Origin of the sequence: Microbacterium sp. E-13 (assembly GCF_049912955.1) — a bacterium.
In the GTDB taxonomy this organism is placed as follows: Bacteria; Actinomycetota; Actinomycetes; order Actinomycetales; family Microbacteriaceae; genus Microbacterium.
Genome location: NZ_CP183973.1, coordinates 3,554,502 through 3,570,071 on the forward strand (window position 1 = coordinate 3,554,502; position 15,570 = coordinate 3,570,071).

Here is a 15,570-nt window from a genome sequence, read left to right on the forward strand (position 1 = left end):
CGTGGTGCGTCATCGAGCGGGCCGGCTGGGTGACCCGGCCGGCCCGCTGGATGTGTGTGCGGTCTACTTCAGGCGGAACTGGGCCTTCAACTCGGACCCGTCCGTGCTGCGCACGATCACGTCCATGCACCCGGTGCTCTTCGGGGTCTTCCAGTTGTACTGGAACCGCCCCGCCTGAGTGTCGTAGACCAGCGCGGTGCCACCCGCGACGACCGTCTCGACCTCATCGACCGGTGCGGCCGGATCACACGAGTGCTGCACCGTCCGCAGCGAATCGATCGCGGTCGTCGAGGTCAGCTCCTGCTCACCGGAGAACAGCTCGAACTTCAACGGAACCGTCGAACCACCCTTGACCACATTGACCACACCACCCATGTCGACCGGGGCGTAGAACCCGGTGAACGTCCACGGCTGAACCACCGTCAAGGTGACCTCCTTGGCTTCCTCGACGTTGCCCGCCGCGTCCACGGAACGGTACTTCACGACGTACTGGCCCACCTCGGTGAACGACACCCCCGCGTCCGTCGCCGCAACCCAGGTCGCACCGCCATCGGTGGAATACTCCGTCGACGCCACCCCCGAGCCCGCATCCGTCGCGGTGAACGTCGCCGAAACCGTCGACCCCGCCAGGACCACACCCGAACCAGGCGACACCACCACCGACGTCACCGGCGCGGTCGCGTCCGCCTTGACCGGCAGCTGCCCCACCGCCGACACGTTGCCCGCCTCATCGGTCGCACGATAACTGAATGTGGTCGTACCCTCCGGGATCGACACCGGCGACGAATACGCACCCCACGCCCCCTCACCCAGCCGATACTCCACCGACGCGACACCCGAGCCCGCATCCGACGCCGACACACTCACCGACACCGGCGACACGAACCAGCCACCCACACCATCCGCCGCAGCCGGCGACGTACTCGCCGACACGTCCGGCGCGGTCTGATCCCGCTTCACCGGCAGCTGCTTCACGTCCGAGACGTTGCCCGACTGATCGGTCGCGCGGTAGTTGACCGTCGACACACCCTCCGGGATCGACACGGGCGAGGAATACGCGCTCCACGCCCCGTCATCCAGCTTGTACTCCACCGACGCGACACCCGACCCGGCATCCGACGCCGACACACTCACCGACACCGGCGACACGAACCAGCCACCCACACCGTCCGCCACAGCCGGCGACGTCACCGCCGACACATCCGGCGCCACAGTATCGGCCGGCGGCGTGACTTTGAACGTCAGCGTGAGGCGCGGCGCCATGCCGGCCGCGTTCGGGTTTCGTGCAGCCCCTTCGCGCGACACGAAGAGAATGTCCTGCTTCTTCGTCTCGTTGACCGCGAGGGAGAACACGGAGCTACTCGCCGGGAGATTGTTCAGGAGCGGAAGGACGTTCACCTTCACGTTGACCCCGACGGGCTTCTGCGTCGCGCTGTAGCTGCTGTCGGATCCGACCTTGGCCGCAGTGACATCGAAGGGCGCCGAGGTTGCCGTGACCGACGTGTCGATCGTCGGTTTCGTCAGCCAGGTCACCGCTCCCGCAACCGTGTTGGTCCGCACCGTCGGGGTGGTCTTGCCATTGCCCTCGACCCATCCCGGCGTCGCTCGAGCCACAACCAGGGCATTGGTGCCGGTCAAGGCGACCTTCGACGGTCCCGCGTACGTCATCGTGAGCTGGGCCGACAGCAGTTCTCCCTGACGAACTCGATCGGCCAGAGCTCCCAGGTCGAAGGAGAGCAGCCCGAGCTTGCCGTCGCGGTTCGACTGGTTGCCCGCGTACTTCTCGCCGAGCACGCCGCCGAGCGTGGAGTCATTGAAGTTCAAAAGGCGCAGCAACTCGTTGTCCCCGTAGTTCTGGCTCTGTTCGGTGTTCCACGCCTGCACACTCGCGTCGGCAGCAAGCGGAACATCGATCCTCTCGGCGTTCGGGTCAGTGACCATGACATGCACCGTGCCGGTAGCCGTCGCACCGCGCGAGTCAGTGGCCAGAAGAGGGATGTCATACGGGCCCGCTTGAGCGGCTGTCGGCGTCCAGTGCAGTACGTTGCCGGTGATCGTGCCGCCGGCAGGGAGGGCATTCGACGAGACGACAACCGTGTCACCGTCTCCGTCGCTGACAGGAATCGGGAGCACGAGTTCAGTTCCGGCTTCCACCTCTGCGCCCGCGATCGCACCGAAGACTGGTGCCACATCCTGCACGAAGTCGAAGTCCCGGTTGGTGATGTTCGTCAGCGCCAGCGACATCTGAGTCGCGCGCGTGACTCGTGTGCCTGCCACCGTCAGGCCGTGGATGGTGAGGTTCGTCGTATTCGACACTTGCATGGGATTGTTCTTGGAGAACCACACGTTGTCGAAGACGAGCGATCCGAGGCGATCGGAAGTGGCGCTCCCCCTGCCGGCGATGCCGAAGTTGTTGTTCACCCTCGAGGTGTCCCAGGAGCTGTTCCTAAAGGTGACGCTCGTGACCTCGGTGCCGTTGCCCATCGTGATGCCCTGGTTGGCGGTTCCGACGTAGTTCACGTTGTCGAAGGTGAAGTCGCGCTGCAGGTACCCGCCTCCACCTCCGATCCGGGTGCCATTTCCCGCGCCGACCGTCCATCCGAGATGGTTCTTCACCGAGATGCCGAACGTGTCCGCAGTGTCCCACGTCAGGCGATCGGGGTCAGCCGTGAACTTGTCGTTCGGGTTGTAGTGCCCGCTGGCGAAGTTGTCGTCGTTGCCGAGGGTCAGCGCACCGTTGACAGTGATGTTCTGACCGCTGGCCAGATTGACGCCGTCGACCCAGGGGTTTCCGTAGGGTGTGAGTCCCTTGATGTTGTTGAACGTCACGTTCTTCGCGGTGTGGGTCTCCCAGTTCCACTGCTTCGCATCGCGGGCCAGGGTGTCATTGAAGACGATGTTCTGCGAGCGGACGACCATGACGCCGCCCTGGTGCTGGGATGTCGCGGCGTCGTGGCGCCATCCGCCCGCGCCGGTGTCGTAGTTCGCGAACCCGTTCCCGTCGAACACTCCACGACCCGAGAACGTGACGTTCGCGGAGTCCCAGATGCCGATCGTCGGCTCCATCGCCTCCATGGTCGGCTGGATGCGGTTCTTGAGCAGAGCGCCTTCTTCGGTGTAGATCGTCACGGGCTTGGTGCGATTGTGAAGATCGATGCCGCGGTGGGTATACCACCCGTCCGGAAAGTACAGCGTGTCCTTGGTGGGGTCTGAGTAGAGCTTGTCCACCGCGGCTGCGATCTGGCTCGTCTGATCCGTGGCACCGGTGGTGTCAGTCACGAAATCCTTGACGTTGACGACGTTGGTTGCCGCAGGGTCGGGGATGCTGGCGGGGTCCTCCGGGGGGTCGTTGACGATGGCGAGATTCGGCTGGATTCCGTTGATCTCCACAATCGCGTAACGAAGCGAATCGGACATCTGGAAGGTGAGGGTATTCCCCGACACGGTGACCGCGGAGGCAGGGTAGTTGCGCTCCGGATGAATCTTCCACGACGTTATCGGCGAGTTCGCCGTCACGGTGAGGACGGGTGTCGCATCGTCGGACGCAAACCGAGCGACTGCCATTCGATTGTTGAATCGGTTCGCGTACTTCGCGACGAACACATCCGTGCCATTCGCCGTGAGCGTGAACCGATCGGAGCGGACGTCTCCTGGAGTATCGCGGTACGTGTGTACCGGCGCCTCGACGACCGCGGAGGCCGGGGGCGCCACAGAGACCAGGGGCGCGAGCACAAGGGCCGTTATCGCGGCGACGATCGCCCACGGTGACTTCTTCGTCATGATTTCCTCACTCGTCGGACTGTTAGCGTCAACAGCCGATGATAGGTCTGATGACTGTTCACGTCAACAGCTCGAAGGATCATCAGCGGCTCACCCGGTAAGCGATTCAGGACGTGATCCCAGACAGGACGCACGAGTTATGCGCTCAGCGCGAGGACCGGTCCCAGCGCCCCGTGGACTCCCGGACGACCAGTTCAGTGTCCACGTTCCAGACGCCAGGCGAGACCTCGCGTCCCTTGATCGCGTCAACCAGGAGCGCGACGGCGGTGACCCCTACGAGGTGCGAACTGCTGACGCACCGTCGTGAGCGGTGGCCAGAACTGACCGGACTCCCCCATGTCATCGAAGCCCACGACGCTCACTCTGCCGGGTACCGGTACACCTTTCTCGTGGAAGGCGCGCAGCACACCCAGCGCCATCTGATCGTTGGCGGCGAAGACCGCGGTCACGTCGGATCGGTCGGCCAGTTGCAGACCGGTTCGATATCCCGACTCCGGCGTCCAATCGCCGGAGAGCACGCCGGGCACCTCCCGTCCCAGCCCCTCGAGTCGCGACCGCCACGCGCGTCCGCGCGCGGCCGCCGCATTGGAGGTCGCAGGTCCGGCGACATGCCACACGGTCGGATGCCCGAGTTCCAGAAGGTGGTCAACGGCGAGGAGGGCGCCCTGCTCCTGATGGGCATCGACCGTCGGGTACCGGTGGCCCGGCCCCGCGTCAACGATCACGACAGGGACGTTCTCGGGCACCCCTAGGGCGCCGCCGTGGCATCGGTCGTCTTGAGGATGAGGATGATGCCGTCCACGGCCTCCTGCCCGAGGCGCTGCATGGCCCAGGAGAAGTCCGCGGCGCCAGACGCAGCCCCCGTCGACTGGATCTGAATGCGCTCGATCGCGTAATCACGTCGCGCCGCCTCGTTAGCAACGGCGCTGATGGTGCGCACATTGCCCAGGGAGTCGACGTCGAAAGCGACGACTGCGATCGAGCGGAACTCCCCCGACCGGAGGGCTCGCGCGGCGATGTTCGGGCGGTAGCCGAGCTCTGCCATCGCCTGTTCGACGCGCTCCTGGGTCTTCTTCGCGACGTTCCCCAGCCTGTTCGCCACCCGCGACACGGTCTGTCCGGAGACGCCGGCCAGTTCCGCGACGTCACGCATCGAGACGGAGCGGACGCGTTCGGTCTGGGAGGACATCAGACCTTCTTCCTCTTCCAACTTGACAAGTGGTGACGTCAACAATCAGTATGAGTCGACGGATGATCACGTAAACATCCGCATCGCCGCAAGATTGGACATCGATGTCGACCATGGCACGGGGCGCGGAACTCACCGCACGCCGAGTGACACCCAGCCGATCACGCCGTCGACCGCGCCGCGGGTGGGCGGGCCTGGGCTTCGTGGCGCCGTTCCTCTGCGTTTTCGCTCTGACGGTCCTCGCGCCGGTCATCTACGCGATCGTGCTGAGCTTGTTCCGTCAGCGACTGGTCGGCGGCAATTCCTTCGTCGCGTTCGACAACTACCTCACGGCTTTCACCGACCCGAAGTTCCTCGAGGGGCTCCTCCGGGTGTCTGTGTTCCTCGCGGTCCAGGTGCCGATCATGCTCGCGCTGGCATTGCTCGCCGCGATGGCGTTGGACTCTCGCCGCCTGGCGCGACCAGGCTGGTACCGCATCGCGCTCTTTCTGCCCTACGCCGTCCCGGGGATCGTCGCGGTCCTCATGTGGGGGTTCCTCTACTCCGGCCGCTTGGGCCTCGCAGGCAACATCAACTCTCTTCTCGGCTTCGAGCTGATCACGCCGTTCGCGTCGCAATGGATCCTCTTCGCGATCGGCAACATTGTGACCTGGGAGTTCGTGGGTTACAACATGGTCATCTTCTACGCCGCGTTGCGGACGATCCCCGAAGAACTGTACGAGGCGGCCGAGATCGACGGCGCGGGACCATGGCGCGTCGTGATGAGCGTGAAGATCCCTGCCCTTCGCGGTGCCATCGTCATCGCAACGATCTTCTCGATCATCGGAAGCTTCCAGCTGTTCAACGAACCGAACATCCTGCGTCCGAATGCGCCAGGCATCATCACCACCTACTACACACCGAACATGTACGCCTACAACCTGAGCTTCATCGGACAGCAGGCCAATTATGCGGCGACGTTGGCCATCGTCATGGGCGTCGTGACGGCCGTGATCGCCTACATCGTCCAGGTTCGCGGCACTCGTCAGGAGATGCAATGAGTCACACGAGGGTCGGAAGCCGTCGCCTTTCCACCACCCCACGCAAGTCGGTCACTCTCACGGCGATCATGGCTCTGTTCGTCCTCTACTCGCTTGTACCACTGGCGTGGCTCGTCATCAGCGCCACCAAGACCCAGCAATCGCTCTTCAATTCCTTCGGCCTGTGGTTCTCGGGCCCGTTCGCACTCTTTGAGAACATCTGGCAGACACTGACCTTCGACGACGGCATCTTCCTGCAGTGGTTCGGCAACACCCTCCTGTACGTCGTGGTCGGCGCAGGCGGAGCCACACTCCTTGCAACCCTCGGCGGCTATGGTCTAGCCAGGTTCGAGTTTCCCGGGAAGCGGGCCGTGTTCGCCCTGATCCTCGCCGCGATCGCCATCCCTGGCACAGCGCTTGCCGTGCCGACATTTCTCCTGTTCAGCCAAGTGGGCCTGACGAACACCGTGTGGTCCGTGATCATCCCGTCGCTCGTCTCGCCGTTCGGGCTCTACCTGATCTGGGTCTATGCAAGAGAGGCGATTCCGACGGAATTGCTCGAGGCCGCGCGGATGGACGGTTCCGGAGAGATTCGCACCTTCTTCACAATCTCCCTCCGACTTCTCGCACCCGGGGTGGCGACCGTGGGACTCTTCGCCATCGTCGCCTCGTGGAACAACTACTTCCTGCCCTTGATCATGCTGAGCAATCCCGACCTCTATCCGCTCACGATCGGACTGAATCTGTGGAATCAGCAGGGACAGGGCATCGGAGCCGATCCGATCTATAACCTCGTCATCACGGGCGCGCTGCTCACGATCATTCCGATCGTCGGGGCCTTCCTGATCATGCAGCGGTATTGGCAGTCCGGCCTTGCGGCCGGAAGCGTCAAGGCATGACGACTTCCCCTGATGACCGCAATCCCCTGCCCGGGGCAAACATCACCACCGAAAGGAACAGCATGAACCGTCGTCTGATCGTGCGCACCGTCGCCGCGAGCGCCGCTGCCGCACTCGTCGGCTTGACTCTTGCCGCGTGCACGAGCTCCGGCTCGCCCAGCCCCGCAGGAGACCAGGGCGCCGACGCCGTCGAGAACGCACTGGAGGAAGGAGGGGAGATCACCTTCTGGAGCTGGAGCCCGTCGGCCGAGAAGCAGGTTGCCGCGTTCGAGAAGGCCTACCCGAAGGTCGAGGTCGAGTTCGTCAACTCCGGAGGGGCCGGCGACAGCAACCTGAAGCTGCAGAACGCACTGGCGGCCGGCACCGGCGCGCCTGACGTGGTCCAACTCGAGTACATGTCGGTGCCGCAGTTCGTCCTCGCCGACGCATTCGTCGATCTCACCCAGTACGGGTTCGAGGATCTCGAGGACCTCTACACGGCGTCGTCGTGGCAGAACGTCAGTCAGGGCGGCATCTGGGGTCTGCCTCAGGACACCGGTCCAATGGCGCTGTTCTACAACAAGGCCACTTTCGACAAGTTCGGCCTCACCGTTCCCACCACGTGGGACGAGTACATCGATGCGGCCCGCGCACTCCACGCGGCTGATCCGGAGTACTACATCACGAACGACTCCGGATTGGACGGCGGCTTCGGCTCCGCAATGCTCTGGCAGGCCGGTTCAAAGGCCTTTCAGACGGAAGGGGACGAGGTCACGATCGATCTGGAAGACGAAGGCGCACAGCGTTATGCCGAATCTTGGGGCACGCTCGTGAAGGAAGGGCTTCTCGACGGCATCGGCGGGTGGAGCGAGGAGTGGTTCGACGGTCTGTCCAGCGGAAAGATCGCGACTCTTCCAGCAGGCGCGTGGATGCCCGGCGTCCTGGAGTCGGGAGCTGACGGCAGCGCCGGCGACTGGCGCGTTGCACCCATGCCGACCTACGACGGGGGCGCACCCGCAACCTCGGAGAACGGCGGCAGCACGGAGGCCGTCACGAAGCAGTCCAAGAATCCGGCGCTCGCCGCGGGCTTCCTCAAGTGGCTGAACTCCTCGGACGAGTCGATCGACATCTTCGTCGGGGACGGGGGCTTCCCGTCCACCGTCGCGCAGCTCGAGTCGCCCGACTTCCTGAACGCCGAGCCGGAATTCTTCGGCGGCCAGCAGATCAACAAGGTCCTCGTCGAGGCATCGAAGTCGGTCGTCCCCGGTTGGCAGTATCTGCCGTGGCAGGCCTATGCGAACAGCATCTACGGTGACTCGATGGGTCCGATCTACGCCAACCACGGTGACATCGCCGACGGTCTGACCGAGTGGCAGGACGCGAACATCACCTACGGCCAGCAGCAGGGCTTCACCGTCGCCCAGTAGCAAGACCCGATGAGGGTGCGAGTCGTTCACCCGGGAACGGCCCGCACCCTCGTCGCTTTAAGGAGCACTCTCAAATGACCGCCTCCCGTTTCGCTTACAACGACGAGACCTTCCTCCTCGATGGCGAGCCCCTGCGCATCCTCTCCGGCGCGCTCCACTACTTTCGGGTTCATCCGGATCAGTGGGCGGACCGAATCGCGATGGGGCGCCTCATGGGCTTGAACACGATCGAGACGTACATCCCTTGGAACGCGCACAGCCCGACACGCGGGACTTTCGATACGGACGGCGGTTTCGATCTCGGACGGTTCCTCGATCTCGTCGGTGAGGCGGGGATGCACGCGATCGTCCGGCCGGGGCCGTACATCTGCGCCGAGTGGGACGGGGGCGGCCTCCCCGCGTGGCTCCTGAAAACGCCGGGAATCCGCGTGCGTTCCTCCGAGCCTCATTACCTCGACGCCGTCACCGAATACCTCGAGGCGGCGCTGGCCGTCGTGGCCCCCCGGCAGATCGACAGCGGTGGCCCCGTGATCCTGCTCCAGGTGGAGAACGAGTATGGGGCCTATGGCAGCGACGCCGATTACCTCCGGTCACTGACCGAGATCTACCGACGTAACGGCATCACCGTCCCGCTCACGACGGTCGATCAGCCCCGAGACGGCATGCTCGAGAGGGGCAGCCTTCCCGAGCTGCTTGCGACCGGCTCCTTCGGCTCACGCGTCGATGAACGCCTGGCCGCCATACGGGCTCATCAGCCGAACGGCCCGCTCATGTGCTCGGAGTTCTGGTGCGGGTGGTTCGACCACTGGGGTGGGTTCCACCATGTGACGGACGCCGCGGAGTCCGCCCGCAGCCTTGACAGACTGCTGGAAGCAGGCGCGTCGGTGAACATCTACATGCTGCACGGCGGCACCAACTTCGGGCTCACCAATGGCGCGAACGACAAGGGCGTCTATCAGCCGACCGTGACATCGTACGACTATGACGCCCCCCTCGATGAGGCGGGCCGGCCCACCGAGAAGTTCTGGAAGTTCCGCGATGTGATCGCCCGGCACGAAGCCGTTCCACCCCTCCCCTCAGACGTACGCGTTCCTTCGGAGTTCGTGGTTCCCGAATCGGTGCCGCTGCTCGGCGCAGGCGTTCTGGACGATGTCGCGCCGGGGGAATGGGCGCCCTACGAGAGCGCACCGACTCTGGACGACCTCGGCATGGCGAGCGGCTTCCTCCGCTACCGAGCCTTCCTCTCCGGCAGTGACGAACCTGCGGTGCTGGATCTCGGGGAGGTGCGCGATCGCGCGTGGATCTTCCTCGACGGGACAGCGGTGGGCGTTCTTTCGCGCGCTGCCGGGGATCACTCGATCGCCCTTCCGCGGGGTCGCGGTCGCCTCGACATCCTGGTGGAGGACGAAGGCCGGGTCAACTACGGTCCGCGCATCGGCGAGCCGAAGGGGCTCATCGGACCGATCACCCTCGGTGGGGTGGAACTCTCCGGCTGGCAGGTTGCCCCTGTTCCGATTCACGACCTGCCTGCCTTGGCCGAGTGCTCGCCGGCATCGCCGCTGCCGCTTCGGGCAGGCCTCATTCGCGCTCATTTTGAGCTGGACGAACCGACCGATCTCGCGATGGGGACGGGCGAACTGGGATGGGGCGTTGCCTGGGTCAATGGATTCGGCCTCGGCCGATTCCGGCCGCGCGGTCCCCAGCGGGCGCTTTACGTGCCGCGTCCCGCCACACGATCAGGCCGCAATACGGTCGTGCTCTTCACGCAGGAGCCGCCGCGGTCGCGGCGACTGACCTTCCACGCGGCTCTCGACCTCGGGCCTGTCGATGACTGAAAAGGATCGGGCCCTCCGATACGGCGGCGATTACAACCCCGAGCAATGGCCCGTCCACGTCTGGGACGAGGACGTCCGGCTCATGCAGCAAGCGCACGTCACGACGGCAACCGTCGCCGTTTTTGCATGGGCCAAGCTCGAGCCCGCGCCAGGCATATACGAATTCGGCTGGCTCGACGACGTGCTCGACCGCCTGCACGCCGGCGGCATCCGCGTGATCCTGGGCACCGCCACTGCTTCGCCGCCGGCATGGCTCGCCCACCGGCATCCCGAATCGCTGCCTGTGTCGATCGACGGCGTGCGGCTCGCATTCGGATCCCGTCAGCAGTTCAGCCCGAGCTCGGCGGCGTATCGCCATCACGCGATGCAGTTGGTCACCCAGCTCGCCTCCCGGTATGCAAGGCATCCCGCTGTCGAGGGGTGGCACGTCGGTAATGAATACGGCAACCACGTTCCGCGCAGCTACGACCATGAATCGGCCGAGGCGTTCCGCATCTGGCTCGAGAAGCGTTATGGCGACATCGAGGGACTGAACTCAGCCTGGGGTACGGCGTTCTGGTCGCAGACCTATCAGAGCTTCGCCGAAGTCGGAGTCCCCTCCGCCGCCCCGATGATCCGCAACCCCACGCAGGTCTTGGACTTCGATCGATTCAGCTCCGATGCCCTGCTCGAGTTGTATCGCGCCGAGGCCGCGATCATTCGCAGCCACGCTGCGGACACCCCAATCACGACGAATTTCATGAGCTTCTTCAAGGAGGTCGACTACTGGGCGTGGGCACCTCACGTCGACGTCGTCTCCGACGACCTCTATCCCGACCCCGCAGATCCGCGGAGCCATGTGCTGTCCGCAGCCACACGGGATCTCATGAGGTCGCTCGGCGCCGGCAAGCCGTGGCTGCTCATGGAGCAGGCGACATCCGCGGTCAACTGGCGGCCACCCAACGTGCCGCTGGCCGACGGTCGGCACCGGCTGAACTCGCTCCAAGCCGTAGCGCGCGGCGCGGACGGCATCCTGCACTTCCAGTGGCGACAGTCCGCTGCCGGCGCAGAAAAGTTCCACTCCGCGATGCTCCCCCACGCAGGAGAGGACACTCGGATACACCGCGGCGTCCGTGCGCTGGGCCTCGAGCTGAGCCAGTTGGGAGATCTGGTCGGCGAGGCCGTACCCGCGAGGGTCGCCCTCTGTTTCGACTGGGACTCGTGGCGAGCCGTCGAACAGGACGGAACACCGGCCGTGGTGGACTATCTGGACACCGTCCTGCGCTTCTACGAGGGCTTCCTGCGCCGTGGCGTCACGGTGGACTTCCTTCATCCCGAGGCGGATTCGACGCCATACTCGCTCGTGGTCGCACCCGCGGCACACGTTCTCTCCGATGACGCGGTGCGCGCCTTGGCCTCGATCCCCGCTCGTGGTGACACGCTCGTGGTCACGTATCTCAGCGGCGTCGTCGACGAGAACCTCCACATCCGGCTCGGAGGATATCTGGGTGGCGACGGCGCTCTGCGCCGTGCCCTCGGCGTCAGAGTGGAAGAGTTCGCTCCTGCTCCGGACGGCACTGCCTTCGGCGTGAACGGCGACATCTCGGGCGGGGCGGACCTCTGGCAGGAGCTGATCCGAGTAGACGACGCCCAGGTGGTGTCGTCCTTCGCCACCGGATTCGCGGCAGGTGCACCGGCGATCACCGTCAAGCGCGATGATCGCGGAGGAGCGGCTTGGTATGTCGGCACCCGGCCCTCGTCAGCGCTGATGGACGAGCTCGTGAGCGACTGGCTCGCCGATGGTGACGTGCCAGCAGCTTTCGATCATGCCGTGGGCGACGTCGAGACCGTCGTCCGCGGTGGCCGGCGGCTCGTTGCCAATCACGCCGCCACCCCCGTCCAGCTCACGATCGGCGAACGTCGGATCGATCTGCCGGGCTACGGAGCTATCTGGACAGAGGCATAGCGGCCCCAGATCGGCGAGCCCCCTGATACGCCGGAGTGGTGTGCGACCTGCGCAAACAGCTCGCACACCACTCTTGTCGGGGCGTTCCTACTTCACGAAGGAGAACGGCGCCGTGTGGGTCGTCCCGTCAGCGAGTGCGACGACGAGGGTCCCGCACTTGCCAGCCCACGACTTCGCCGTCTTCCACACGTAGGTGTAGGTGTCGGAGTCCGGGTCGTACTGCAACCCGCTCGCGCCCGCGGACGCTGTCTCTTCGATGGCGTCAACGGTCGCCGAGTCGTCGCACGGACCGAACTGCACCGAGGGCGAGTCGGCCGCCAGGATCGCCGTTCCGTGGTCCCCGGTCAGGCTGAACTTGATCGGCACGGCGCTGCCGGCCTTGACCGAGTTCACGACGTCACCGGTGTCGATGGGGCTCTGGAAGCCGCCCCAGGCGTAGACCACGGTGATGGTCACGACCTTCGACGCCGAGTAGCTCTCGGCGCCCGCACGGTCGGCTGCGGTGAAGGTCACGGTGTAGGTTCCCGCCTGCGTGTGCGAGGGGGTCCAGCTGAACTGGTGAGTCGCCGGATCGAAGGCGGCACCGTCCGGCAGGCCCGAGGCGGCGTATGTGATGTCGTCGCCGCTCGGAGCCGCGGCATCGACGCCGAAGGTCAGGGTGCTGCCCTCGCTCACCGTCTGCGACTCGCCGCCGGCCGTGAACACCGGTGCGCTGGTCACGCGGAACCCGTCGAACTGGTTGATCGCCCACTGGTTGACATCGTGGGAGGTGCTGAACAGTCCAGCATCCTGCAATGCGGCCGCGCTGGCGAGCGTGACCGGCGAGCCCACTCGCACCCAGTTCGCACCGTCGTACGAGTACGACGCGGTGTAGACGTTGCCCGCCCGGCTCAGCTTGACCCAGATGGGACGGAAGCGGTCGACCTTCACGTTGGAAGCGCTGTCGAGGTACCCATCGCCGTTGGCATCCCACTCGAAGTCGACGCCATTCGTTCCGGTCACGGCCACGACGGCATAACCCGCCGAGGACCCGGACTTCGTGATGTCATTGCGCACCATGACCCCGGACTTCGCCCAGGCGTTCGTGTCGTTGATGGAAACCACCCGCGTCTTCACGACGGCGTTCTGGCTGAACGAGCCCGCCTTGAAGATCGATCCGTACTGGTCGTCGTGCTGACCGCCCGCGCCCCAGACATCTGCGCCTTTGGCGGCGATTCCGAAGCCGCCTCCGGCCTGACCGAACACCGAGGTGAGCGCCGACGCGTACGTGGAGTATGCGCCGTCGACGGGGCTCGACGACGCGCATCCCGTCAAGCCCAGGAGGTTGGCGTTCAGCGAGGTGCGGAACGCCGGTCGAACTCCAGCGTCACACATCACCGTCCGCGCGTCGGCCGGCCAGTTCGGCAGGGTGATCTTCACGTTGTTCGTGATCACGTCGCGATGCTGCGTCGCGTTCGGAGTCGATGCTCCGCCTCCCGAGTACCAGTTGTTCTGCAGAGTGTTGTCGCCCGTGTTGTTGCGGAGGCTGTAGCCGTTCAGGAACGTCCACGCGCCGCCGCCCTGCAGGACGTTGTTCTGATACGTCACGTATCGCGTTCCCTCATCGCCGTACAGCGCGACTCCGGAGAAGTTGTACAGGTAGTTCTTCTGGATCACCGTGCCCGGGCTGGCCGAGAGGTTGTACACCGTCCCGCCGTCGGCGAACTTCGCCTTCGAGTTGTGGACGAGGTTGGCCTCCACCCGGTTGTCCTTCAGCGTGGTGGGCGTCGTGTACAGCGGGTTCCACTTGTAGTAGCCGCGGTCGACGTAGTCGTTCGAGCCTCCCGCGTCATTGATGCCCCACCCGTACCCGGTGTCGATGCCGTCATACGGCACGTTCGACACTTCGTTGTGGATGATGGATGCCCGAGTGACGTACGTGCTCAGGATGCCGCCGTTGTCCTTGTAGTCCACGGAGACGTGGTTGACCGTGTTGTCCTGGATGAGGACGTCGCTGTTGGTCATCCGCGGATCGCTCGGGTGGTGGGCATCCGGAAGCACACCGCCCACGGCGATGCCGTGGCCCGCGACCTCGAAGAACCGGTTCCCCGTGATCTCGATGTTGCTCGCACCGAGGCCGACCCCGCTGTGCGTCGCGTTCGCGTCGTTGCCGACGCCCAGGGCGCTCTGGCCGAGGTTCGTGAACGTGTTGCGGGTGAAGGTGATGTGCGATGCCGCGGAGACCTGCACCGCCGCCGGCTCCTGGCTCCACTCCGTACGGGCGCGCTCGAACATCTCACAGCCACGCGAGCAGCTAGTGAACGCGTCCGCCGGTCGATACGACCGGGTGCCGGTGAGGAAGGTTCCGTTCTGCTGGTTGGCGTAGCCTTCCGCGGACGAAGGCGCGAGCCACGACGTACCCGAGAACTGGATACCGTCGAACGCCAGACCCTTCACCGGGTTGTCGTAGCTGCCGCTGATGCTCACCAGGGTCTGGAGTCGAGGCAGTTCCACATCGAGGTCGTTGGGGTTCACCCCGGCGGCGGGCTTGTAGTAGACCGTTCCCTGGCTCGGGCTGATGTACCACTGGCCGACGTCGGTGAGGAACCGCAGCGAGTTCTCGAGGTACCACGTGGGAGCAGCCAGTAGCGAGCTCTGGGCGGTGTCCCACCCCCAGGTGTTGTTGTCCCAGCCAGGCTGCTTCATCGTGACGGTCGATCCGCTGATGCTGTCGACCTGGCTGTAGCGGTCGGTGAAGTCGCCCATCGACTCGAACTCGATCCGTCCCTGGTCAGGAAGCGTCGCCAGATAGTTCAGGGCGGCGTTCTTGATCGTCAGCCCGGTGGCGGTGACCGCGATATCGGTGCCCGTCACCTTGATGCCCGCCCGCGGCGCGATGACGCCGTTGACATAGAGCTGGCGGGTGTCGAGGCCGACCGGCGTTGCCGCCTGCCAGATGCCCGTCCCCGCGCTCGACGGCTCCCAGTTCTGCACGGCCGTGCTGCCCGAGATCACCGGGTGGGCGCCGGGGGCCGCCTGCCACGTGACAAGGCTGTCGCCGCCGCCGTCGTTCGCCCCGAACTCGAGGGGATCGGAGATCCGGTAGGTGCCGTCCGCGAGCTGGACGGTGACGCCCCCGGACTTGTCCAGGCCCTCGACGACGGACTTCGCACGCTCGATCGAGCACGGAGCCGCCTCAGAGCAATCCGATGAGGCGCTTCCGGATGGTGCCGCATACACGATGGTGGCTGCGTCCGCGAATGCGGTCTGCGCGGTAAGCCCGGAAAGGACCAACGCTCCCAGACCGACGGCGGCCATCGCGGCCGCTCGCCATGCCGGTCGCGCGCTGCGCGGCCGGGTGAATGACTTCGGTGTCATGAAATTCGCTCTCTCTCAGTGGGGCCGAGCGCCCACGAGAGAATACTTATCACACGTATGACGTATGCGTCTACAACGTTTCCCGCGCGTCGTGCGCGTCTTCCCACCCGGCACCGCGGTCATCGTTGGGGCGAGGTCGC

The 15,570-nt window shown here is 65.2% G+C and carries 9 protein-coding genes; 5 read left to right on the forward strand and 4 right to left on the reverse strand.

Annotated elements, in window-relative coordinates:
* Positions 1-63: 63 nt before the first annotated feature.
* The 3 genes from ACN9MP_RS16570 to ACN9MP_RS16580 all read right to left on the reverse strand — a co-directional run bounded on the left by ACN9MP_RS16570 (position 64) and on the right by ACN9MP_RS16580 (position 4,969).
* Complete coding sequence (locus ACN9MP_RS16570; RefSeq protein ID WP_426321998.1) at positions 64-3,780, reverse strand: OmpL47-type beta-barrel domain-containing protein; 3,717 nt, start codon at positions 3,778-3,780, stop codon at positions 64-66.
* Positions 3,781-4,025: 245 nt separating this feature from the next.
* Positions 4,026-4,505 (reverse strand): substrate-binding domain-containing protein, encoded by a 480-nt coding sequence (locus ACN9MP_RS16575; protein WP_426322000.1) that lies wholly within the window; start codon positions 4,503-4,505, stop codon positions 4,026-4,028.
* 23 nt (positions 4,506-4,528) lie between these two features.
* A complete protein-coding gene (locus tag ACN9MP_RS16580; RefSeq protein ID WP_426322002.1) occupies positions 4,529-4,969 on the reverse strand; it encodes a LacI family DNA-binding transcriptional regulator in 441 nt (146 codons plus the stop codon).
* Between the two features lie 104 nt (positions 4,970-5,073).
* Here ACN9MP_RS16580 and ACN9MP_RS16585 point away from each other — a divergent pair, with 104 nt between their 5' ends.
* The 5 genes from ACN9MP_RS16585 (at position 5,074) to ACN9MP_RS16605 (ending at position 12,073) form a co-directional block, all read left to right on the forward strand.
* Positions 5,074-6,009, forward strand: a complete 936-nt coding sequence (locus ACN9MP_RS16585) for a carbohydrate ABC transporter permease (protein ID WP_426322004.1) — start codon at positions 5,074-5,076, stop codon at positions 6,007-6,009.
* Positions 6,006-6,887 carry a carbohydrate ABC transporter permease gene (locus tag ACN9MP_RS16590; protein WP_426322006.1) on the forward strand — a complete coding sequence of 294 codons (882 nt, stop codon included), beginning with the start codon at positions 6,006-6,008 and terminating at the stop codon, positions 6,885-6,887. The genes ACN9MP_RS16585 and ACN9MP_RS16590 overlap by 4 nt, the downstream gene beginning before the upstream one ends.
* Positions 6,884-8,293 (forward strand): ABC transporter substrate-binding protein, encoded by a 1,410-nt coding sequence (locus ACN9MP_RS16595; protein WP_426322008.1) that lies wholly within the window; start codon positions 6,884-6,886, stop codon positions 8,291-8,293. Before ACN9MP_RS16590 ends, ACN9MP_RS16595 begins: the two co-directional genes overlap by 4 nt.
* A 74-nt stretch (positions 8,294-8,367) precedes the next feature.
* On the forward strand, positions 8,368-10,128 hold the full coding sequence (locus ACN9MP_RS16600; protein ID WP_426322010.1) for a glycoside hydrolase family 35 protein: 1,761 nt from the start codon (positions 8,368-8,370) through the stop codon (positions 10,126-10,128).
* Positions 10,121-12,073: a beta-galactosidase gene (locus tag ACN9MP_RS16605; RefSeq protein ID WP_426322012.1), complete on the forward strand. Its 1,953-nt coding sequence runs from the start codon at positions 10,121-10,123 to the stop codon at positions 12,071-12,073. Before ACN9MP_RS16600 ends, ACN9MP_RS16605 begins: the two co-directional genes overlap by 8 nt.
* 87 nt (positions 12,074-12,160) lie before the next feature.
* Here ACN9MP_RS16605 and ACN9MP_RS16610 read toward each other — a convergent pair whose 3' ends face one another.
* Positions 12,161-15,430 carry a PxKF domain-containing protein gene (locus tag ACN9MP_RS16610; protein WP_426322014.1) on the reverse strand — a complete coding sequence of 1,090 codons (3,270 nt, stop codon included), beginning with the start codon at positions 15,428-15,430 and terminating at the stop codon, positions 12,161-12,163.
* Positions 15,431-15,570 lie beyond the last annotated feature (140 nt).